General features: G+C 71.6%; 19 protein-coding genes and 1 riboswitch. Of the genes, 11 read left to right on the forward strand and 8 right to left on the reverse strand.

The genetic code is table 11. The annotated features are described in order from the left end of the window. Window positions 1-65: 65 nt before the first annotated feature. The 3 genes from PJ985_RS01280 (at window position 66) to PJ985_RS01290 (ending at window position 3463) form a co-directional block, all read left to right on the forward strand. Window positions 66-1766, forward strand: coding sequence for a GAF domain-containing sensor histidine kinase (locus PJ985_RS01280; RefSeq protein ID WP_271681587.1), 1701 nt, complete (start codon window positions 66-68; stop codon window positions 1764-1766). A gap of 82 nt (window positions 1767-1848) precedes the next feature. Continuing rightward, window positions 1849-2592, forward strand: coding sequence for an SDR family NAD(P)-dependent oxidoreductase (locus PJ985_RS01285; protein ID WP_271681588.1), 744 nt, complete (start codon window positions 1849-1851; stop codon window positions 2590-2592). Between the two features lie 616 nt (window positions 2593-3208). Beyond that, window positions 3209-3463: a helix-turn-helix domain-containing protein gene (locus tag PJ985_RS01290; RefSeq protein ID WP_271682055.1), complete on the forward strand. Its 255-nt coding sequence runs from the start codon at window positions 3209-3211 to the stop codon at window positions 3461-3463. 133 nt (window positions 3464-3596) lie between these two features. On the opposite strand, the gene PJ985_RS01295 is transcribed toward PJ985_RS01290, so the two are convergent. Next, complete coding sequence (locus PJ985_RS01295) at window positions 3597-3890, reverse strand: MTH1187 family thiamine-binding protein (protein ID WP_271681589.1); 294 nt, start codon at window positions 3888-3890, stop codon at window positions 3597-3599. Window positions 3891-4107: 217 nt separating this feature from the next. Between PJ985_RS01295 and PJ985_RS01300 the strand changes: the two genes are divergently transcribed. Beyond that, a complete protein-coding gene (locus PJ985_RS01300; protein ID WP_271681590.1) occupies window positions 4108-5157 on the forward strand; it encodes a BRO-N domain-containing protein in 1050 nt (349 codons plus the stop codon). Between the two features lie 90 nt (window positions 5158-5247). Here PJ985_RS01300 and thiC read toward each other — a convergent pair whose 3' ends face one another. Beyond that, window positions 5248-7017, reverse strand: a complete 1770-nt coding sequence (gene thiC / locus PJ985_RS01305; protein WP_271681591.1) for a phosphomethylpyrimidine synthase ThiC — start codon at window positions 7015-7017, stop codon at window positions 5248-5250. Then, a riboswitch (TPP riboswitch) is annotated at window positions 7010-7123 on the reverse strand. (Overlaps the previous gene by 8 nt.) 73 nt (window positions 7124-7196) lie before the next feature. On the opposite strand from thiC, the gene PJ985_RS01310 reads away from it, so the two are divergent. Then, window positions 7197-8495, forward strand: a complete 1299-nt coding sequence (locus PJ985_RS01310; RefSeq protein WP_271681592.1) for a YibE/F family protein — start codon at window positions 7197-7199, stop codon at window positions 8493-8495. Between the two features lie 10 nt (window positions 8496-8505). On the opposite strand, the gene PJ985_RS01315 is transcribed toward PJ985_RS01310, so the two are convergent. Continuing rightward, complete coding sequence (locus PJ985_RS01315) at window positions 8506-8715, reverse strand: DUF5326 family protein (RefSeq protein WP_271681593.1); 210 nt, start codon at window positions 8713-8715, stop codon at window positions 8506-8508. Between the two features lie 183 nt (window positions 8716-8898). After that, on the reverse strand, window positions 8899-9216 hold the full coding sequence (locus PJ985_RS01320) for a cupin domain-containing protein (RefSeq protein ID WP_271681594.1): 318 nt from the start codon (window positions 9214-9216) through the stop codon (window positions 8899-8901). A gap of 52 nt (window positions 9217-9268) precedes the next feature. Between PJ985_RS01320 and PJ985_RS01325 the strand changes: the two genes are divergently transcribed. The 3 genes from PJ985_RS01325 (at window position 9269) to PJ985_RS01335 (ending at window position 11676) form a co-directional block, all read left to right on the forward strand. Further along, entirely contained in the window at window positions 9269-9640 is a 372-nt protein-coding gene (locus PJ985_RS01325) for a phage holin family protein (RefSeq protein ID WP_271681595.1), read from the forward strand. A gap of 148 nt (window positions 9641-9788) precedes the next feature. Continuing rightward, the gene (locus PJ985_RS01330) at window positions 9789-10910 is read left to right on the forward strand and encodes a cystathionine gamma-lyase (RefSeq protein WP_271681596.1); all 1122 of its coding nucleotides are present in this window, start codon (window positions 9789-9791) and stop codon (window positions 10908-10910) included. A 271-nt stretch (window positions 10911-11181) separates the two neighbouring features. Then, on the forward strand, window positions 11182-11676 hold the full coding sequence (locus PJ985_RS01335; protein WP_271681597.1) for an NUDIX domain-containing protein: 495 nt from the start codon (window positions 11182-11184) through the stop codon (window positions 11674-11676). Between the two features lie 42 nt (window positions 11677-11718). Here PJ985_RS01335 and PJ985_RS01340 read toward each other — a convergent pair whose 3' ends face one another. Continuing rightward, complete coding sequence (locus PJ985_RS01340; RefSeq protein WP_443033349.1) at window positions 11719-12543, reverse strand: pyridoxamine 5'-phosphate oxidase family protein; 825 nt, start codon at window positions 12541-12543, stop codon at window positions 11719-11721. Between the two features lie 4 nt (window positions 12544-12547). Then, window positions 12548-13762 carry a globin domain-containing protein gene (locus tag PJ985_RS01345; protein WP_271681599.1) on the reverse strand — a complete coding sequence of 405 codons (1215 nt, stop codon included), beginning with the start codon at window positions 13760-13762 and terminating at the stop codon, window positions 12548-12550. 293 nt (window positions 13763-14055) lie between these two features. Here PJ985_RS01345 and PJ985_RS01350 point away from each other — a divergent pair, with 293 nt between their 5' ends. Further along, window positions 14056-15777, forward strand: coding sequence for a serine/threonine-protein kinase (locus tag PJ985_RS01350; RefSeq protein WP_271681600.1), 1722 nt, complete (start codon window positions 14056-14058; stop codon window positions 15775-15777). Between the two features lie 18 nt (window positions 15778-15795). Here PJ985_RS01350 and PJ985_RS01355 read toward each other — a convergent pair whose 3' ends face one another. Continuing rightward, the gene (locus tag PJ985_RS01355; RefSeq protein ID WP_271681601.1) at window positions 15796-17175 is read right to left on the reverse strand and encodes a serine hydrolase domain-containing protein; all 1380 of its coding nucleotides are present in this window, start codon (window positions 17173-17175) and stop codon (window positions 15796-15798) included. Window positions 17176-17336: 161 nt separating this feature from the next. Between PJ985_RS01355 and PJ985_RS01360 the strand changes: the two genes are divergently transcribed. Both PJ985_RS01360 and PJ985_RS01365 read left to right on the forward strand, forming a co-directional pair. Then, on the forward strand, window positions 17337-17810 hold the full coding sequence (locus PJ985_RS01360) for a nuclear transport factor 2 family protein (RefSeq protein WP_271681602.1): 474 nt from the start codon (window positions 17337-17339) through the stop codon (window positions 17808-17810). A gap of 9 nt (window positions 17811-17819) precedes the next feature. Further along, window positions 17820-18221, forward strand: coding sequence for a VOC family protein (locus PJ985_RS01365; protein WP_271681603.1), 402 nt, complete (start codon window positions 17820-17822; stop codon window positions 18219-18221). Here PJ985_RS01365 and PJ985_RS01370 read toward each other — a convergent pair. Beyond that, window positions 18205-18885 carry a helix-turn-helix domain-containing protein gene (locus tag PJ985_RS01370; RefSeq protein ID WP_271681604.1) on the reverse strand — a complete coding sequence of 227 codons (681 nt, stop codon included), beginning with the start codon at window positions 18883-18885 and terminating at the stop codon, window positions 18205-18207. The two genes, PJ985_RS01365 and PJ985_RS01370, sit on opposite strands and share 17 nt — an antisense overlap. Window positions 18886-19109: the final 224 nt, after the last annotated feature.

Genomic DNA, 19109 nt, shown 5'->3' on the forward strand with positions numbered 1-19109 from the left:
GGCCAGGAATCACCACAGATTCCTTGTTTGTCGCGAAACCGTAGGTATCTCACTAGGCTCACGGCATGCCAGAGCGTTACCCGCCCCCGGAAGAGGCCGGCCGCACGGCGGCCCGGGAGGCGGCCCGGAGCTTGCGCGGTCTGTCGCCCGAGCTGGCCGAACGCCTCCCGCAGCTGCTGGAGGCCATGGTCGCCATCGGCGGCAACGTGGAGCTCCACGCACTGCTCGACCGGATCGTGGGGACCGCGGCCGAGCTGACCGGCGCCCGCTACGCGGCGATCGCGGTGCTGAAGGACGACGGCGGGGTGGGCGAGTTCGTCACCCACGGGGTGGACGAGAGCGTGCACGCGCGCATCGGCCGGCTGCCGGGCAGCGAAGGGCTGATCCTCACCCTGCTGGACGGCGGTGGGCCGCTGCTGCTCGACGACCTGACCCGGGATCCGCGCTTCGCCGGCTTTCCGCCGGGACATCCGCCGATGCGTTCCATGGTCGGCGTGCCCATCCGGGTGCACGGTGCTGCCTTCGGCGCTCTCTACCTGACCGAGAAGGAACAGGGCACCTTCGCCCGGGAGGATCTGCTGCTTATTCAGGTCCTGGCTGCCGAGGCGGGGATCGCCGTGGGGAACGCCCGGGTGCACGAGGCAGTACGGCAGCAGGCCCGCTGGCTGGACGGAAGCGCTGAGTTGACCGCCTCGCTGCTCGCGGGTGACACCGGCAACGCCCTGGCCGTGGTCGCCGAGCAGGCCCGTCGACTGGCCGACGCGGCAGCCGGGATGGTGCTGGTGCCGACCCCGGAGGGCGGACTCAAGGTGGTGGCCGCCAGCGCCGACGAGCCGGGCGAGCTGATCGGCCACTCGGTGCCGGCGGGCGCCGAGATCTCCCAACAGCTGCTCGCCGGGGAGCCGGTCTTCGTCGAGGACTCCTCGTCCGATCCCCGGATGGTCTCACCGGCCTCCGCACGTTTCGGGCCGAGCATGGTGCTGCCGCTGGCCAGCGACGGGCGGGTGCTCGGCGCCCTGGTCGTGCCGCGGCACCGCGGCGGGGCGCCGTTCACCCTGCCGGAGCGGACACTGGCGACCCAGTTCGCCGAGCAGGCGGCGCTGACCCTGGTGCTCGCCGAGGCGCAGCAGGGCCGGGAGCGGCTGGCGGTCTACGAGGACCGGGACCGGATCGCCCGGGACCTGCACGACCTGGTGATCCAGCGGCTGTTCGCGACCGGCATGCTGCTGGAGGGGGCGCAGCGCTCGGTGGTGGAGCCGGAGGCGCGGAGCCGGCTCACCCGTGCCGTGGACGAGCTGGATTCGACCATTCAGGAGATCCGCACGGCCATCTTCGCGCTGCAGCAGGGGCCGGAGGAGGCTCCGGCCGGGCTGCGCACCCGGGTGCTGCGGGAGACCGCCACGGCGGTGCCCACTCTGGGCGTCCGGCCGTCCGTGGTGTTCACCGGTCCGGTCGACTCCCGGGTCGGGGAGGTGGTCGCCCAGCATCTGGTGGCGGCTCTGCGCGAGGCGTTGTCGAACGCCGCGCGGCACGCCAGGGCGTCACGGATCGAGGTGGTGGTGGACGTCACGGTGCGGCTTCCGGACGGACGGGAGGCGGTGCGGCTGACCGTGGCGGACGACGGTGTCGGGATGCCGGCAGAGCCGGGCAGGCGCAGCGGGCTGCGGAATCTCGCCCAGCGTGCGGAGGCGCTGGGCGGGGAGGTGTCGTTCGGCGCGGGACCGGGCGGGGCGGGAACGACGGTCATCTGGGAGGCCCCGTTGTGAGGTGAGCCCCGCGCCCCGAGGTGCCGGGGATCGCCGGTGCAGTACCCCGCGGAGCCCCGGCCCGTCACGTTACGCTCCGGGTATGGCACGGACAGTGGTGATCAGTGGTGGTGGCACCGGCATCGGGCTGGCGACGGCAATGGCCTTCGCCCGGGACGGGGACCGTACGGTCCTGGTGGGCCGGCGGGCGGAAGTGCTGGAGCGGGCAGCGGCCGGGCTGGACGGCGCGGTGGCGTGCCCGGCCGACCTGATGGTGCCGGAGGAGGCGGCGCGGGTCGCCCGGGTGATCGGCGAGGAGTTCGGCACGGTGGACGTGCTGGTGAACTGCGCGGGCGGGAACGGCGGGCTGGAGCCGCGGCCGGAGAGCACGGACCGGCTGACCGGCGTGGCGCACGCCTGGTCGGTGAACTTCCGGCTGAACACGCTGACAGCGGTGCTGCTCACCGAGGCGCTGCGGGACCGGCTGGCGTCGCCGGGCGGCCGGGTGCTGTTCCTTTCCTCGATCGCGGCGTACCGGGGCTCCGGAGGGGCGTACGGGGCGAGCAAGGCGGCGCTGCACCCGTACGCACACGGCCTGGCGGCGGACCTGGGCCCGCGGGGCGTCACGGTCAACGTGGTGGCTCCGGGCCTGATCGACGACACGGAGTTCTTCGGCGGCAGGATGCCGCCGGAGCGGCGGCAGGCCCGGATCGACGAGACGCTCAACGGCCGTTCGGGTGAGCCCGGGGATGTCGCCGGGACGGTGCACTGGCTGGCCTCGCGGGCCGCCGCCCACATCACCTCCCAGGTCATCCAGGTCAATGGCGGGGCCGAGCGCGGCCACTGACCGCCGGGCGGACCCGTCCCGCCCGCACGAGAAATCCTGTGGTGGCGGCAGTAGACTTTCCTCAGAGGCTCGGGTAGTGTTCCTGTCATCGGAACAGGAAAGAAAGTCAGCAGGACGTGGCAGATGACGAACTGCCCGTGTCGTAAGGAGCAGGACGTCACGCGCGTGGGAGCCGGGCAGTGCTGAGGGTTCTCACGGGTGGCGAGCGTCCGTCGGGCGCACCGGGGCCGAGCAGGAAGAGGGTTCCGGTCCGGCGTCGGACGCGAACAGAGGACACATCGAGACACTGGAGAGAAGGGAAGGGCCAAGCGCCGTCGGATCCCCCGCTCACAGTCGGGATACACCGAGCGGGTACCGCAGTCCCATCGATTGGCAGGTGGTCTTCGGTCAGGTACATGAGATCCCCGCACGCTCTGCCCACGAGGGCCGCCGTGCGGATACGACAAACCGGTATTACCACCGGTACATGGTGTTAACCCAAACCCCTGGGCCCCGGTGCTTCGGCACCGGGGCCCTCGATGGCGTGGAAGGTGCGATGGATTCAGCAGACCCCGTGACCACACCCGACAGAACAGTGAACGACAAGTTCGACGACGACGACTTTCCCGCCTACACCATGGGCCGCGCCGCGGAGATCCTCGGAACGACCGCGGGATTCCTGCGCAGCCTGGACGACGCGAAGCTGATCAACCCGCAGCGCTCGCCCGGCGGCCACCGCCGATACTCCCGTTATCAGCTGCGGCTGGCGGGACGCGCCCGGGAACTGGTCGACCAGGGCACCTCCCTGGAAGCCGCGTGCCGGATCATCATTCTTGAGGACCAGCTCGAGGAAGCTCTGCGCGTCAACGCCGAGCTGCGGGGGAAGAGCTGACGGGCCCCGCAACCGCCGCACCCCACCGTCGCACTCACCACTGCTCCACCGCACTGCTTCCCCCGCCCCGGCCGCCGGCGCGGGGGTCCTTCGTGCGGCCGCGGGGCGCAGCGGCGCCGGACGGCCAGGGCCGTCAGCGGCCCAGGTGCCGTTCCACACTCTCCACCTTCGCGGTCAGCCCGTCGGTGACGCCGTCCCTGAGGTCGGCCTTCAGTACGAGGCTGACCCGGCCGGTATGGGCGTGCACCGCGTCCACGGCCCGCTTGACCACGTCCATGACCTCGTCCCACTCCCCTTCGATGCTGGTGAACATGGCGTCGGTTCGGTTCGGCAGCCCGCTGTCCCGGACGACGCGAACGGCTTCGGCCACTGCTTCGCCGACGTCCTCACCGCTGCCGATCGGCGTCACGGAAAACGCAACGATCATGGGAATCCTCCTGTGCTCTGGGGCAGGTGCGGCCCGCCTCGGGCCCTGAGGCCATGATCACCCGGAAGCCTCCCCCCGTGCGGCGGTCCCGTCCCGCACGGGGTGGTTCCCCGGGGCGTCGACAACCCTTGCGAAGAAACGCTCTTCCCTTGCCCAAAAGGATGAACTCTTTGCACTGGTCCAAATGTCAACCGTTTACCTGTTTATCGTGCGTGCCATGAGCGAACAGCAGGTGCTGACGGACCATGCCGTCCAGCGGGAAGCCATCGACATCAGTGACTTCGTGTACGCGGCCACCGGAGCCCGGGTCCGGAGACTGACGCTCCCGAGCGGCGAGCACTGGTTCCCGGCTGCGGACATCTGCCGGCAGCTGGGCTACGTGAACACCAGCGACGCCCTCAGGCGGCATGTCCCCGAGTCGATGCGCTGCGTGGTGGCCACCCTAGTTTCTCGCGAAGCACTGCATATCTCCGCAGGTCACGGCCTCAGGACCTCCATGGTGCTGATGAATTTGCACGGCCTGATCCGGCTGGTCAACGGCTGTGTGAAAAGGGAGTGCGAGCCCTTCAAGAACTGGATCACCGAGATCGCCGTGACGGTGCAGCAGGAGGGTTCCTACAGTCTGCGGAAAGCCGAGCTCCAGCCCTCGTCCCCGCAGCCGGGCACTCCCCCGGCATACGCCGTGCCGCAGCAGCTCACCGAGGCACTCGTCCGGCTGGAGGAGAGCAGGCTGCGCAGCGACGAGAAGGCGGCCGCCGCACAGGAGGAGGCCAACCAGGCACGGTGGGGCGCCACCAAGGCGCAGCAGGTGGCCGTGCTGACCCAACGGCAGTACGCCCGCGCCATGGACGACATGGTCACCGCCCATCAGGCCACCGCCCGGTCCATGTGCCGGATCGCGGAGGCCCTGGAGGAGCTGGTCTCCCGCGGCGGCATCGGCGCGTCCCCGGCCCGGGAGCGGCCCCTGCCCAGCGCGGCGGCGAGCCGGGCGGTCCGGACCGCCGACGATCTGCTGGCCGCCTGGCGTTCCCGCCTGTCGGCCGGTGAGGACGTCTGGGCCGTCGCCGCCTTTCTCGCCCCGGTGCTGATGGAGGAGGGCGAGGCGGGGCACAGCCTCGCGGAGATCGCCGAGCAGACCGGGCTCACGCAGGCCCGTGTCCACGACAGTCTGCGGTTCCTCCTCAAGCGGCAGGCGATCCGGCAGACCGGTATCTCCCCCGAGGGCGCCCCGGTGTACGTCGTCCGCTACGAGCCGTGCCGGCCATGAACGGCCCACCCGCCGTGGCGGGGCGTCGCTCCGGCGAGGCCCCCGGGCCGCGGAAGCGGTCCCGGGGGCGCGGAGGGCGCGGCGGCCGGGTCAGTCGGCCAGCGGCAGGTAGACGCGGTTGCCTGCCTCGGCGAACTCCTTGGATTTCTCCGCCATCCCGGCCTCGATCTCCGCCATGTCCCCGCCGTGCTCCCGGCGGATGTCCTGACTGATCTTCATCGAGCAGAACTTCGGGCCGCACATGGAGCAGAAGTGCGCGGTCTTCGCCGGCTCGGCCGGGAGGGTCGCGTCGTGGTACTCCCGGGCGGTGTCCGGGTCGAGTGCCAGGTTGAACTGGTCCTCCCAGCGGAACTCGAAGCGGGCGTCGGACAGGGCGTCGTCCCATTCCTGGGCGCCGGGGTGGCCCTTCGCGAGGTCCGCGGCGTGCGCGGCGATCTTGTAGGTGATGACGCCGGTCTTCACGTCGTCCCGGTCGGGCAGGCCCAGGTGCTCCTTCGGGGTGACGTAGCAGAGCATGGCGGTGCCCCACCAGGCGATCATCGCCGCGCCGATGCCCGAGGTGATGTGGTCGTAGGCGGGCGCGATGTCGGTGGTGAGCGGGCCCAGGGTGTAGAACGGGGCCTCGTCGCAGATCTCCTGCTGGAGATCCACGTTCTCCTTGATCTTGTGCATCGGGACGTGCCCCGGACCCTCGATCATCGTCTGGACGTCGTGGGCCTTGGCGATCCGGTTGAGCTCGCCCAGGGTCCGCAGTTCGGCGAACTGCGCCTCGTCGTTGGCGTCGGCGATGGAGCCCGGCCGCAGACCGTCACCGAGGGAGAAGGTGATGTCGTAGGTCTTGAGCAGGTCGCAGAGTTCCTCGAAGTGGGTGTAGAGGAAGCTCTCCTTGTGATGCGCCAGGCACCAGGCGGCCATGATCGAGCCGCCCCGGGAGACGATGCCGGTCTTGCGGCGGGCGGTCATGGGCACGTACCGCAGCAGCACCCCGGCGTGGACCGTCATGTAGTCCACGCCCTGCTCGGCCTGCTCGATGATGGTGTCCTTGTAGACGTCCCAGCTCAGCTCCTCCGCCTTGCCGTCCACCTTCTCCAGCGCCTGGTAGAGCGGGACGGTGCCGATCGGGACGGGGGAGTTGCGCAGTACCCACTCGCGGGTGGTGTGGATGTTGCGGCCGGTGGAGAGGTCCATGACCGTGTCGGCGCCCCAGCGGGTGGCCCAGGTCATCTTGTCCACCTCCTCCTCGATGGAGGAGGTGACGGCGGAGTTGCCGATGTTGGCGTTGACTTTCACCAGGAAGTTCTTGCCGATGATCATCGGCTCGATCTCCGGGTGGTTGATGTTGGCCGGGAGGACGGCCCGGCCGAGGGCGATCTCGTCCCGGACGAACTCCGGGGCGACGTTCTCCCGGACGGCCACGTACTCCATTTCCGGCGTGATCTCACCGCGCTTGGCGTACGCCAGCTGGGACACGGCCCGGCCGTCCCGTCCCCGGCGCGGCTGGCGCGGCCGGCCGGGGAAGACGGCGTCCAGGTTCCGCAGACCTCCGCGGGGGGCGGTGTGCTTGATTCCGTCGTCCTCCGGCCGCAGCTCACGGCCGGTGTACTCCTCGGTGTCCCCCCGCTCGATGATCCAGTTCTCCCGCAACGGTGTCAGACCGCGACGGACGTCCGTCTCGATCCCGGGATCGGTGTACGGCCCGGAGGTGTCGTAGAGCGTGACGTCCGCCCCGTTGGTGAGGTGCACCCGCCGCACCGGAACCCGCAGATCCGGCCGGGATCCGCTGAGATACCCCTTGTGCCAGCCGACCCGCGCGGACTCCGTGTCGTTTTCCGCGCGCGTGCGTGCATCATGCGTGGTCATGAGACCCACTCCCTACGCCGGCATTACCCGGTAACAGGTTCGGCGGTCGGCGCAGCTGTCTCAGCGCCCTCTCAGCCCCGTGCTCGGAGCTCCCGCGATGGCAAATGTGCGTGCCCACGCTAACGGCACACCGGCCGGGATGAACAGGCCACCCCGGAAAGTCTTGCGATGATCCTCCAGTGACCCCGCACAGCGAGAACTCCGACAGCCCGTTCGAGCCGGATGCCCACCCGCACGGCCACACGCATCAACATGGTCCGGCCGCCCCGGTCTCGTCCCATCTGCGCCGGGTCATCGCCGCCGTGCTGATCCCGTTCGCCGTCCTGGTGACCGCCGGGCTGATCCTGATGTGGCCCGGCGGCGCTCCCGACCAGGAGGGCGAACGCACCGGGGTCGGCTTCGACCGGGAGACACAGCGCGGTGAGATCACCGAGGTGCTGGAGGTGCCCTGTGCCGATATCGGGGTGCAGGTCCGGCAGGGGGTGAGCGGGCCCTGCGAGATGGCGACGGTGGAGGTCACCACCGGCCCGGACGCGGGGCGCACCTTCGAGGAGGTGGTGCCGCCGGACGCGACGCAGCGCTACAGCGAGGGCCAGGGAGTGGTGGTGGCCTACGCCCCGGACGCGCCGGAGGAACTGCAGTACAGCGTCACCGATGTGGAACGGACCTTCCCCATCGTGCTGCTGGGGATCGTCTTCGCGCTGGCCGTGGTCGCGGTCGGACGGATGCGGGGGCTGCTGGCCCTGGTGGGGCTGGTGGCCAGCTTCGCGATTCTGACGCTGTTCATCCTGCCGGCCATCCTGCACGGCTCCAATCCGCTGCTGGTGGCGGTGATCGGCGGCAGCGCGATCATGCTGGTGACGCTGTACCTGTGCCACGGCTTCACGGCGAGAACCTCGGTGGCGGTACTGGGGACGCTCATTTCGCTGATCCTGATCGGGCTGCTCGGCACGCTGTTCACCGCCTGGGCGCACCTCACGGGCAACACCAGCGACCAGACCGGGTTGGTGCACGCGCTCTATCCGGACATCGAGATCCGCGGACTGCTGCTGGCGGGCATCCTCATCGGGTCGCTGGGTGTGCTGGACGATGTGACGGTCACGCAGGTGTCGGCGGTGTGGGAGATCAAGCAGGCCGAGCCGCGGGCGAGCTGGCTCAAGATCTACCGGGCCGGGATGCGGATCGGCCGCGATCACATCGCCTCGGTGGTCAACACTCTCGTGCTGGCCTACGCGGGTGCGGCCCTCCCGTTGCTCCTGCTGTTCAGCATCGCGCAGAGCGACGTCGGCACGGTGGCCTTCAGTGAGCTGGTCGCCGAGGAGATCGTGCGGACCTTCGTGGGGTCGATCGGGCTGGTCGCCTCGGTGCCGATCACGACCGTGCTGGCGGCGCTCGTGGTGAGCGCCGACAAGGAGCGCGGCGTCCAGCAGGGTCCCGCCCCCACCGGACGGGGCCGACGGCGGCGTGCGAAGCGCTGACCCGGGTCCGCTACCAGTCGCCCTTCGACGAGGAGGACGAGAACTGGCGGACGATGAAGATGAGCACCGCCACCAGCGCGACGAAGATCAGGATCTTGAAAATCAGATCCACCACCCAGACCACGACACTCATGATCATCCCGCCGAAGACCACCAGCGCCACCAGCGGGATGGCGATCCACCGCACCCACCACGGCAAGGTCATGAACGTTTCCTTCATAACGGTGGCTCCTGTCCGGTCCACGGCGAGCCGGGACCGCTCCGGGGGACGACCGCTCCGTGCACAGCAGGGCGATCGTTGATCATCACATCAACCATGCTAGGCGCCCGCCGCCGCGGCCGGGAGGAACCACAGCCCCGGCTTCGCCCTGAACGGCCCCTGACGTGACCCTGAGGCCCTGCCTCAACTCTCCGGAGGAGAGAAGATCACCAGCACCCGCAAGTCCTCGGTGATGTGGTGGAACCGGTTCGGCACCCGAGCAGGCACATAGACGACGCTGCCCCGCCCCACCAGCGTCGTCTCGTCACCCACCGTGAGCGACGCCCGGCCGCTGAGCACCACGTACACCTCGTCCTGCTGATGCGGCTGCTGGTGGTCCTGCGCCCCCGCGTCCAGGGCGTACAGCCCGACCGACATGTTCCGTTCGCGAAGAAAGCGCAGATAAGCACCGTCGTTCGCGAGCCGCTCCGCCTCGAGCTGGTCCATCCGGAACGCCTTCATCGTCTCAAGCCCCTTGCCCGGAGACCGGTGTCATCTGGAACGATCTCCTGTCATGACCAGCATCCTGTTCAAGTTCCTCGCCAACGCCATCGCGTTGGCCGCCGCTGTGTGGCTGGTGGGTGACATTACCCTCGGCGACACCGACGCCACTACCGGCCAGAAGGCCGTCACACTCGCCATCGTCGCGCTGATCTTCGGCCTGGTGAACCTCATCGTCAAGCCGATCGTGAAGCTGCTCGCCCTTCCCCTCCTGATCCTCACCCTCGGGCTGTTCACCCTGGTGATCAACGCCTTCATGCTGATGCTGACCAGCTGGATCTCCAGCGACGCCTTCCAGGTGGACGGCTTCTGGCCGGCCCTGCTCGGCGGCCTGATCATCTCCATCGTGTCCTGGGCCATGGACATGATCCTCGACCGGGAGTGAATCCCGACCGCCGGGAGGCGGGGACAACCGCCGGTGGCAGCACTGACTACGCTGGCGGCGTGCACGGCCGGGGGCCGTCCGCCGGGAAACCTCCCGGCGGACGGCCCCCGGTGCCGGTGCGTCCCCGCACACCGACGAGAGGCCAGCCATGACCGGTGACGGAACACGTGCGGTACGGGCCGGTCTGCCGGACCCCCAGCCGTACGCCCCTGCCCTGCCCGGCCCGGTGTTCGCCGCCCACTACCACCTGCCCGGAGACCCGGCCGGTGCGCCGTACCACTACGGACGGGACGGCAACCCGACCTGGACCGCCCTGGAGGACGCCCTCTCCGAGCTGGAGTCCCCGGACGCACCGGCCCACAGCCTGACGTTCGCCTCCGGGATGGCCGCCATCTCCGCGGTCCTCTTCACCCAGCTGCGGCCCGGCGACATCGCGGTGCTGCCCTCGGACGGCTACCAGCTGCTGGCCGGGGTGCGCGAGCTGCTCACCGGTTTCGATGTCGAAGTCCGCACCGCTGCGACCGGAAGCCGGCAGCAGCTCGAGGCCCTGGACGGCGCCCGCCTGCTGTGGATCGAGTCGCCGTCCAACCCTGGTCTCGAGGTGTGCGACATCCGTGCCCTGGCCGAAGCGGCGCACGCCCGGGGCGCCACGGTCGCCGTGGACAACACCCTGGCCACCCCGCTGGGGCAGCGTCCGCTGGACCTGGGGGCGGACTTCTCGGTGGCCAGCGGCACCAAGGGGTTGACCGGCCACGGTGATGTCCTGCTCGGCTACGTGACCTGCCGCGACCCGGAGCGGGCGGATGCGGTCGCCCGGTGGCGGAAAACGGTCGGCGGCATTCCGGGCCCGATGGAGGCCTGGCTGGCGCACCGCAGCCTGGCCACCCTGCAGCTGCGGGCCGACCGGCAGGCGGCCGGTGCCCTGGCGGTCGCCGAGGCCCTGCGGGACCGGCCCGAGGTGACCGGGCTGCGGCATCCGGGCCTGCCGGAGGACCCCGCGCACCTGCTCGCCACCCGGCAGATGCGGCGCTTCGGCTGCGTCGTCTCCTTCACCCTGCCCGGCCAGGAGTTCGCCGAGCGCTTCCTGAGCGCACTCACCCTGGTGGACGAGGCCACCAGCTTCGGCGGCGTCCGTTCCACCGCGGAGCGCCGCGGACGATGGGGCGGTGACGCGGTCCCGGACGGCTTCATCCGGCTCTCGGTCGGTGTGGAGGACCCGGAGGACCTGGTGGCGGACCTGCGACGGGCCCTGGACACCGCCGCCTGGTGAGCAAGCGGCGTCACGCCCGCCGGCTTCGCACCCGGCCGCTCTCGCACCCGGCCGGTCTTCGCATGACGGGCCGTTCGAGCCTCCCCCCTCGTGGCTCGAACGACCCGTACCCCGGCGAACCGGCCGGACCTACATTAATTGACCGAGAGTCATTACACAATCACAATTCAAGCCCGAGCTTCTCACTGTGTAGTGAAGCGACTTCACATGTGCTCCTGGCACATCCCGGCGCGCGGGTTTGATCCGGCACCGCCGGGGCCACATCACCCACATGACCCCAGCGCTCCCCGTGGTCAAGCGCACCGCCCGCGCCATCCTGCTGGACGAGGCCGCAGCTCACCAGGGCCGCCCGCCGGACATGCTGGTCATCAAGCGCAGCAAACCCGGGCTCCCCCCGTACTGGATCACCCCCGGCGGCGGCGTCGAAGCCGGCGACCCCACCGTGCTCGACGCCCTGCACCGCGAGGTGCTCGAGGAGCTCGGCGCCAAGGTCACCGATGTGGTGCCCGCCTTCGTGGACACCGTCCCGGAGGGGGCGCACGGGCTGAAGGTCCAGCACTTCTTCGTCTGCCGGCTGACCAGCATGGACCCAGCCCTGCGGCACGGCCCCGAGATCGACGCGCCGTGCGGCACGTACGAGATCGTCCGGCTGCCGTTCACCCCCGCCGGGCTGACCGCCGTCGACCTGGTGCCCGGCACCCTGAGCGACTACCTGACACGCAACATCCCCGGCGTCCTCTCCCTGCTCGCGCCCGACCTCGGCTGATCACGTCCCGGTAGCGGGCCCGGCCCCCGCCGGGCCGCCGTCTCAGCCGAACCAGCCGCCGGTGCCCGACGGAGCCGGCTCCGCCCCGCGCCGCTCGGCCTCGGCCAGCGCCCGCAAGGCTTCCTCCCGCCAGGCATCCGGCGGCGGAGGTGCCGCCGGTCCGGCTGCCGGCGCCTCGACGGGCCGGCCGTCGCGCTGCGCGGCGAGCCGCGCCTGCATTTCCCGCGCCGCCCCGAAGAAGTCGCCGCCCTTGCGCTTGTAGTCGTCCGTCCCCCATTCCCTGGGTGCACGGTTGGGAGCCGGTATCAGGTGCGGAATGTGCTTGGCGCAGTGGATGTACGCCTCCTCCACGTCAATGCGCACCCACACCTCCGTGCGGCGCCCTGGCGCCGGGTCCTCCGGAAGCTCCGGATACTGCAGCCGCAGCTGCGGGCCCATCACCACCCGGGCCCGGCCGTTGATGTGCAGCCCGATTCTCGCCCGGTCGAAATCCATGAGCAGCAGCCCGGCGTGCGGATTCTCCGCGATGTTGCCCAGGCTCGCGTGCACTCCGTTGCCCCGGTACTCCGGATACACCAGGGTGCGCTCGTCCAGAACCCGGAGGAAGCCGGGCGGACCCGCCCGGAACGTGCTGTCGCACTCGCCGTGCCGGTCCGAGGTCGCCAGGAAGAACATCGCCTGCCTCGCCACGAACTCCCGCATCCGGTCGTTCAGATGGTCGAGCATCTGCTCCTCGTAGAAGCGCCCCGCCCGCTCCTCCGCACCCAGCTGCTGCTGAACGGCGTGCTCACCGTCGCTGCCGGGGCGGCCGTCCGCCACCGGAAGGACCGCCCGCCGCCCGTTCTCGTTTCCGCTCACACCCGTCATCCCGTTAGATTCCCGCCGTGACCTGGTCACCGGCGAAGTCGTGTCGTATGCGTTCCTGAGGAATGCCCGTCGAAAGAAGCGTCTCGACCCCCTTGCGCACCATCTCCGGCGGTCCCGAGAGAAACCCGTCGTACTCGGGCCAGGGACCGCAGCGGCTCACCGCCTCCGGCAGCGGGCCGACCAGCCCGCCGACTCCCCCGGGCTCCGCGACGACCGGGCGCACAGAGAGCCATGGATACCGCTCCGCCAGCGCCAGGAACGCATCCAGGTCGTACAGCTCCGTGTTCCGGCGCGCTCCGAAGAACACCTCCACCCGCCGCCGCCTGCCGTGCTCCGCGACATCCTCCACCAACGCTTTGAGGGGGGCGATGCCGGTGCTGCCGCCCACGCACAGCAGTCCGCTGTCGGACGTGTGGTCCACCGTCATCGACCCCGTCGCCGGACCCAGCCGGATGACGTCACCCGGGCGGGCCCGGTGCACCAGGGACCGGGACACCCAGCCCGCCGGAACCGCCTTGACGTGGAACACCAGCAGACCGTCCGGGCGCGGACACGAGGCGAATGAGTACTGCCGCCACACCCGTGGCCACCAGGGGGTCTCCACCGCGGCGTACTGCCCCGCGGTGAACGCGTACGGCTGATCCGGCCGCAGGGTCAGCACCGCGACCTCCGCGGTCCGCTGCTCATGGGAGACAACCTCGGCGTGCCACCAGGCAGGCGCCCGGTGCTCGTCCTCGGCGGCCGCGTCGATCATCGTCTGGGAGATCGCCGTGTAGGCCCGCACCCACGCCGCCTCGGCCTCCGGGCCCCAGCTGTGCGTCGCGTAGCGCTCCAGGGCGGAGAGCAGGCTCTCGCCGACGGCGGGGTAATGCTCGGGCCTGGTGCCGTACTTGCGGTGCCCGCGGCCGAGACCCGAAAGGTACTCCGTCAGCCGCAGAGTGTCGTCGATGAGATCGGCGGACTTCAGCAGCGCCCGCAGCAGCCGGTCCCGCTGCAGGTTCATCGACACCGGGAACAACTCCCGCAGCGCCGGCTGCCGCACGAACAGCAGGGCGTAGAAATACGAGGTCACCTCGTCCGCCACGGGCTGGATCTCGGCCAGCGTGCGGCGGATGAGCACCGCGTCCCGCGACGGCTCCCGCCGGACAACCGGGCCACCCGGACCGGTGCCGCTGCTTCCCTCATTGCCGGGGCCACGGCCGGCCGATGTCGCGGTCATGCGTCTGCCTCGCCTCGATCCACTCCCGGTCGCGCCGCGTCCCGGCATGCTCACCCGGACGGGGCGGCCGACCGGAACTCCGGCCTCCGAGCGCCTCCGGCCCCGGTGCCACGCGACATTCCTCCCGCCACCCGACAGAACCGGAATCGACCATACCGGTATGCGGCTCGTTCACAACCCCCGTCGCAGTAGCGAATCGTGCCCTCTCCCTCGCACCGGGACACCGCATCTGCCGGGGAACCTGCCGAGAACTCCCGTACCCTTTCTGCGGCCACGGACACCAGGGGGACGGCGTGGAAGTGCTGCAACCGGAGGACCCGCCACAGATCGGCGGCTACCCACTGCTCGGCAGGCTGGGCGCGGGAGGCATGGGCCGCGTCTACCTCGCCCGCACTCCGGGCGGCCGGCCGCTCGCCCTGAAGACCGTGCTCACCGAGCACACCCGGGACCCCGGGTTCCGGGAGCGCTTCGTCCGGGAGACCCACCACGCCGACCGGGTACGAAGCCCGTGGACGGTTCCCGTCGTCGACTGGAGCCGCGCCCCGCACGGCGCCCAATGGCTGGCCACCGAGTACGTACCGGCGCCCTCCCTCCAGGAATGGGTCACCCGTAACGGGCCGCTGCCCTCCCGGGTGCAGCAGGAGCTCGCCGCCGAACTGCTCCGCGCACTGGCCGCCGTGCACGCCGAAGGGCTGATCCACCGCGACCTCAAACCGTCCAACGTGCTGCTGGGGCCGCAACGCCCCCTCCTCATCGACTTCGGCATCGCCCGCGCCGTGGACGACGCCCGGCTCACCAGCACCGGCAGCGTCCTCGGCTCTCCCGGATACCTGGCACCCGAGCAGGTCAGCGGCCGGACAACAGTGGGCCCCGCTGCCGATCTCTTCGCCCTTGCCGCCCTGCTCGTCTTCGCCGCCACCGGCCACGGCCCCTTCACCCACCCCGGGGAACTGCCCTCCACGCACGCTCTGCTGTTCCGCGTCGTGCACGAGGAGCCGTTCCTCGACGGAGTCCCCGAAGAACTCCGCCCGCTCCTGCACCACCTGCTGGCCAAGGACCCCGAGGACCGCCCCGCCGCCGAACACCTCGCCGCTGATCAGGCAGGCGTGCCCTCCCAGTGGGCTCAGCTGCTCCCCGACGAGCTGCGCGCGGAACTGCGGCACCGCGCCGCGCAGGCCGAGGCACTGCTCGCCGCCGCCCCGGGGTCGGCACCCCCGCCCGGCCCTCCCACGGCCACTGGCGCGGGACCGGCCACTGGCGCGGGACCGGCCGCCGGTCCGCCTACCGTCACCGCGGCTCCGGGCTCCCCCGCCCCGCCCCAGCCCGTCCCGGCACCGGCCTTCCCGGCACCGGCTGTGCCCCCGCCCGCCGCCCTGGAGCCCGCTCCGGTGCCGGGCAGGGCCCGCCGCCGGGCCCCCCTCCGCAACGCCCTTGCCGTTCTCCTCACCGCCCTGCTGGCCACCGGTGGCTGGCTGCTGTTCGACAACCGGGAAGGGGCACCGGACCCCGACCGCGACTCCGGCCGGCCCAGCCAGGAGGACGGTCCGGACAGCGAGCAGGACGAGACGGTGGAGGACGAGGCGGCGGAAAGCGACGCCGACGAGGACGACGACCCGTACGCCCTGCCGGAGCGCTGGACGGGGACCTGGGAGGGCACCGGTCCCGGGGAGCCCGGAATGAGCAGCCCCTTCGAGGTGTCGCTGACGCTGCGGAGCGGCACGGTCGGTGACGTCCTCGGCGAACAGGTCAGCAACATCACCGACGACCGGGCACCGAGTATCGAACTCGGCTGCTCCGAGACCCTCAAACTCGCCGCCGTCCAGGGCGACAAGCTGTACCTCAAGGCGATGTCCGCCTGGAACACCGGCGGTCACACCTGGCTGGACGGAGGCTGCCCGAAGGGCAACAGCTACACGCTGACGCTCAGCCCCTCCGACCCCGACACCCTCCTTCTCGATCCGGGCGACCACCAGCTGATAGGCGCCCCCGAGCGCCTGGAACGCCAGGCTGACTGAACCTGCCGCTCACGCCGGTCAGCGCCAGCCGCCGGGGTCGGTCCCGCCGGGCACCGGTGCCGCCGGGTCGTACGGCTCCCGGGTGAACACGAAGGTGCACAGGTCGAGATGGCTGACCGTACCGTCGTCCCGGCGCACCACCCGCAGTGTCTCGCCGGCGAAGTAGCCTTCCCGGCCGGTCCAGGTGCCGTCCGGCTCCGGATCGAACCCGGACGAGCGGCCTCCGCCCGTCAGCGGCCCGAGCTCCAGCTCCCGCCCGGCCCGCACCCGGAGCGCGTGCGGCAGCGTGCCCCAGTACCAGGGCCCGGCCAGGGCCACCAGCTCAGGGTCGGCGTCCGGCATCGGAGCCCAGGCCGGCGGGACCGCGGGCTCGTGATCGGCGACCAGCCCCACCAGTTCGGCCGCCAGGGAAGCGGCCGCCAGCCCTGAGGTGGCGTTCGCCATCGCGACGCCTGCCACGCCCTCCGCGGGGCTGGTCCACAACCCGGCGACGAACCCCGGCATGGACCCCGAGTGGCCCGACAGCGTCCGTCCGCCCCGGCGCGTCACCTGCATCCCCAGCCCGTACGCCGACTCCCAGTCGGTGACCTCCGGAGCCACCGCCGGAGTCCGCATCGCAGCCAGGCTCCGCGCGCCCAGCACCCGCTCGTCCCCCACGGTCAGGAAGGCGGCGAAGCGGCACAGGTCCCCAGCCGTCGACCACAGCTGACCGGCGGGCGCCATCCGGCCGGTGTCCACCGCCGGTTCGGGTTGCAGAACATCGGCGTACGGGTGGACGGCCCAGCCGGTCGCGTGCGGGGCCTGCGGCAGAAGCGTGGTGCGGGTCATCCCCAGCGGCTCCAGGACCTCTCTCCGCAGCACCCCGAACCACGGCTCTCCGCCGCGCAGCTTCTCCACCAGCGCGCCGAGCAGGGCGTAACCGGGGTTGGAGTAGTGGTGCCGGCGCCCGGCCGGGTGCTTCTGCGCGCCCTCCTCGAACAGGTCCGCCAGCTCCGGCCGCAGCTCACCCGGCGTCCGCTCCCACCACGGCCCCCGGGCCTCCGCCGCCAGACCGGCGGAGTGCGCCAGCAGCTGGGCAACCGTGGCGCCGCCGCCCTGCGGCACCGGAAGGTGCTTCTCCAGACGGTCCCCCGGAGCCAGCAGCCCTTCCTCGCACAGCCTCAGCACCAGCACGGCCACGAAGGTCTTGGTGATGCTGCCGACGCGGTACTGCGTGTCCGCCCCGGGGACCTCCCCGTCGACCGTGCCGCGCGCCTCGCACCACACCGGTCCGCCGTCCCGGACCACCGCGGCGACCACCGAGGGGGCCCGCCCCCGGGCCTGAGCGACAGCCAGGCTGCGGTGCAGGGCACGGCGGGTGGCGGGGAGCAGTTCCAGAGGGGGAGGGCGTTCGCTCATGGCTCACCTCATATCCCGGGGGACCCGGCCCGCACCACTGCTTTTCCGGCCGCACCGGCCCCGCCCGGCTTCCGGCCGCACCGGCATGACCTGTGAGGTCATCGACGGCCCGCCCCCGGTGCCGCAGCATTCGGCGGACAGCAGCCGCACCTGGAGGAGACATGAGGGACAGCCGCACCGAACGCACCCGAGCCGTCGCGCAGGACTTCCTGGCCCGGCTCGCCGACGGTGACCCGCACCGCATCGGGGAGGTTTTCGCCGAGCACCTCGACTGGCACATCGCTGACAATCCCGCGGTGCCCTGGATCCGGCCCCGTGCCACCCGCGGCGACGCCGTCGCACATTTCGCGGAGCTGGCCGCCCACACCGTTCCGGAGAAGGCGACGGCCGAGGTCACCACCCTGATCGTGGAGGACGGGGAAGCCGTCGTCACCGGGCGGCTGGGCGGCACCGTGCGGGCCACCGGCACGGCGTTCCGGTCCCCGTTCGCCGTGTGGATGACCGTCGAGGACGGACTGATCACCGGCTTCCGCGTCTACGAGGACAGCCTCGCCGTCGCCCTCGCCTGCACCCCCGACGGCCCGCCCCACCGGGCGTCCGATTCGTTCAAGACCCTGGGGCGGGCTCCGGAATAGCCTCCCGGTATGACTCCTCGTTTCGACCTCATCGGCCTGGTCACCGCCGACATGTCCGCTTCTCTCGCCTTCTACCGCCGGCTCGGCATCAGGATCCCGGAAGGCCAGGAGCAGGAGCCGCACGTGGAGGCCCCGTTGCCCGGCGGCCTCCGGATGGCCTGGGACACGGTCGAGACGGTGACCTCCTTCGACCCCGGGTGGACCCCGCCGAGCGGCGGGCAGCGCATGGTGATGGCCTTCGCCTGCGAGGACCCCGCGGACGTGGACCGGCAGTACGCCGAGCTGACCGGCGCCGGGTACCGCGGGCACGCCGAGCCCTGGGACGCGTTCTGGGGCCAGCGGTACGCCTCGGTCCTCGACCCGGACGGCAACAGCGTCGACCTGTTCGCACCGCTCACCGCAGCGCCGTGAGCGGCACCCCGGCCAGCGCCCGCACCTCACGGGCCAGATGCGCCTGGTCGGCGTATCCGGTCGCCGCGGCCACCTCGGCCGCCCCGGTACCGGAACGCGCCAGGCGCAGGGCCCGCTGCAGGCGCAGCACCCGGCCGAGGGTCTTGGGTCCGTAGCCGAACACCGGCAGGCACCGGCGGTGCAGTTGCCGTTCGCTGAGCCCGGTGCGCCGGGCGACCTCCGCCACGCTGCTGCCGCCGCGGAGTGCGGCCACCGCCGTGCGGCGCCAGGGCCCCGGCAGCTCCGCCTCCCGCAGCCGCCCGGCGGCCAGCGCCTCCAGCGCGGCCCCGGGATCGGCGGTGGCGGCGACTCGCTCGGTCAGCTCACGCACCTTCCGCTCCGGCCACAGCGCGGCGAGCGGCACCCGCTGGTCGCGCAGGAGGTGCGCCGGAACGCCGAGCACGGCGGCCCCGGTCCCGGGTGCGAAGCGCAGACCGGCGTAGCTCCGGCCCGGCCGGTCGGAGGTCAGGTGCGCGCCGGTGTCCGGCCCGGCGACCAGCAGGCCGTCGCTCCAGATCAGGTCCATGCACCCGTCGGGCAGGACCCGGGCCTGCCGGTCACCGGGGCCGGCGGCTCGGGTCCACACCACCGCGCCGTCCAGCGTCGAAGGACGTTCCTGGTACATGCCTCCAGCATGCCGTGCGCGGCGGGTGCAGCCCGCCCCCGGAACCACAGCTCTCACCGGCTGCCCCCTCGCGGTGCCCCTGCCCGGGTGACGCGTCGGCTATCCGGTTGCTCCGTCGGCCTCTCCCGTGCCAGCGTGAAGAGGCAACTGCCGTCGTCCCAAGGAGCTGACCGGTGCGTCACCGCAGTGTTCACCCCGCGCAACCGCCCGTACCGAACACTGCG

It is taken from the genome of Streptomyces sp. ACA25, from assembly GCF_028200735.1.
Classification (GTDB): Bacteria; Actinomycetota; Actinomycetes; order Streptomycetales; family Streptomycetaceae; genus Streptomyces.

Bases quoted from the DNA above. Each gene is read 5' to 3' on its own strand.
- PJ985_RS01280 (WP_271681587.1), top strand. From the start codon at position 66: ATGCCAGAGCGTTACCCGCCCCCGGAAGAGGCCGGCCGCACGGCGGCC.
- PJ985_RS01285 (WP_271681588.1), top strand. From the start codon at position 1,849: ATGGCACGGACAGTGGTGATCAGTGGTGGTGGCACCGGCATCGGGCTG.
- PJ985_RS01290 (WP_271682055.1), top strand. From the start codon at position 3,209: ATGGGCCGCGCCGCGGAGATCCTCGGAACGACCGCGGGATTCCTGCGC.
- PJ985_RS01295 (WP_271681589.1), bottom strand. From the start codon at position 3,890: ATGATCGTTGCGTTTTCCGTGACGCCGATCGGCAGCGGTGAGGACGTC.
- PJ985_RS01300 (WP_271681590.1), top strand. From the start codon at position 4,108: ATGAGCGAACAGCAGGTGCTGACGGACCATGCCGTCCAGCGGGAAGCC.
- thiC (WP_271681591.1), bottom strand. From the start codon at position 7,017: ATGACCACGCATGATGCACGCACGCGCGCGGAAAACGACACGGAGTCC.
- PJ985_RS01315 (WP_271681593.1), bottom strand. From the start codon at position 8,715: ATGAAGGAAACGTTCATGACCTTGCCGTGGTGGGTGCGGTGGATCGCC.
- PJ985_RS01320 (WP_271681594.1), bottom strand. From the start codon at position 9,216: ATGAAGGCGTTCCGGATGGACCAGCTCGAGGCGGAGCGGCTCGCGAAC.
- PJ985_RS01325 (WP_271681595.1), top strand. From the start codon at position 9,269: ATGACCAGCATCCTGTTCAAGTTCCTCGCCAACGCCATCGCGTTGGCC.
- PJ985_RS01330 (WP_271681596.1), top strand. From the start codon at position 9,789: ATGACCGGTGACGGAACACGTGCGGTACGGGCCGGTCTGCCGGACCCC.
- PJ985_RS01335 (WP_271681597.1), top strand. From the start codon at position 11,182: ATGACCCCAGCGCTCCCCGTGGTCAAGCGCACCGCCCGCGCCATCCTG.
- PJ985_RS01340 (WP_443033349.1), bottom strand. From the start codon at position 12,543: ATGACGGGTGTGAGCGGAAACGAGAACGGGCGGCGGGCGGTCCTTCCG.
- PJ985_RS01345 (WP_271681599.1), bottom strand. From the start codon at position 13,762: ATGACCGCGACATCGGCCGGCCGTGGCCCCGGCAATGAGGGAAGCAGC.
- PJ985_RS01355 (WP_271681601.1), bottom strand. From the start codon at position 17,175: ATGAGCGAACGCCCTCCCCCTCTGGAACTGCTCCCCGCCACCCGCCGT.
- PJ985_RS01360 (WP_271681602.1), top strand. From the start codon at position 17,337: ATGAGGGACAGCCGCACCGAACGCACCCGAGCCGTCGCGCAGGACTTC.
- PJ985_RS01365 (WP_271681603.1), top strand. From the start codon at position 17,820: ATGACTCCTCGTTTCGACCTCATCGGCCTGGTCACCGCCGACATGTCC.
- PJ985_RS01370 (WP_271681604.1), bottom strand. From the start codon at position 18,885: ATGTACCAGGAACGTCCTTCGACGCTGGACGGCGCGGTGGTGTGGACC.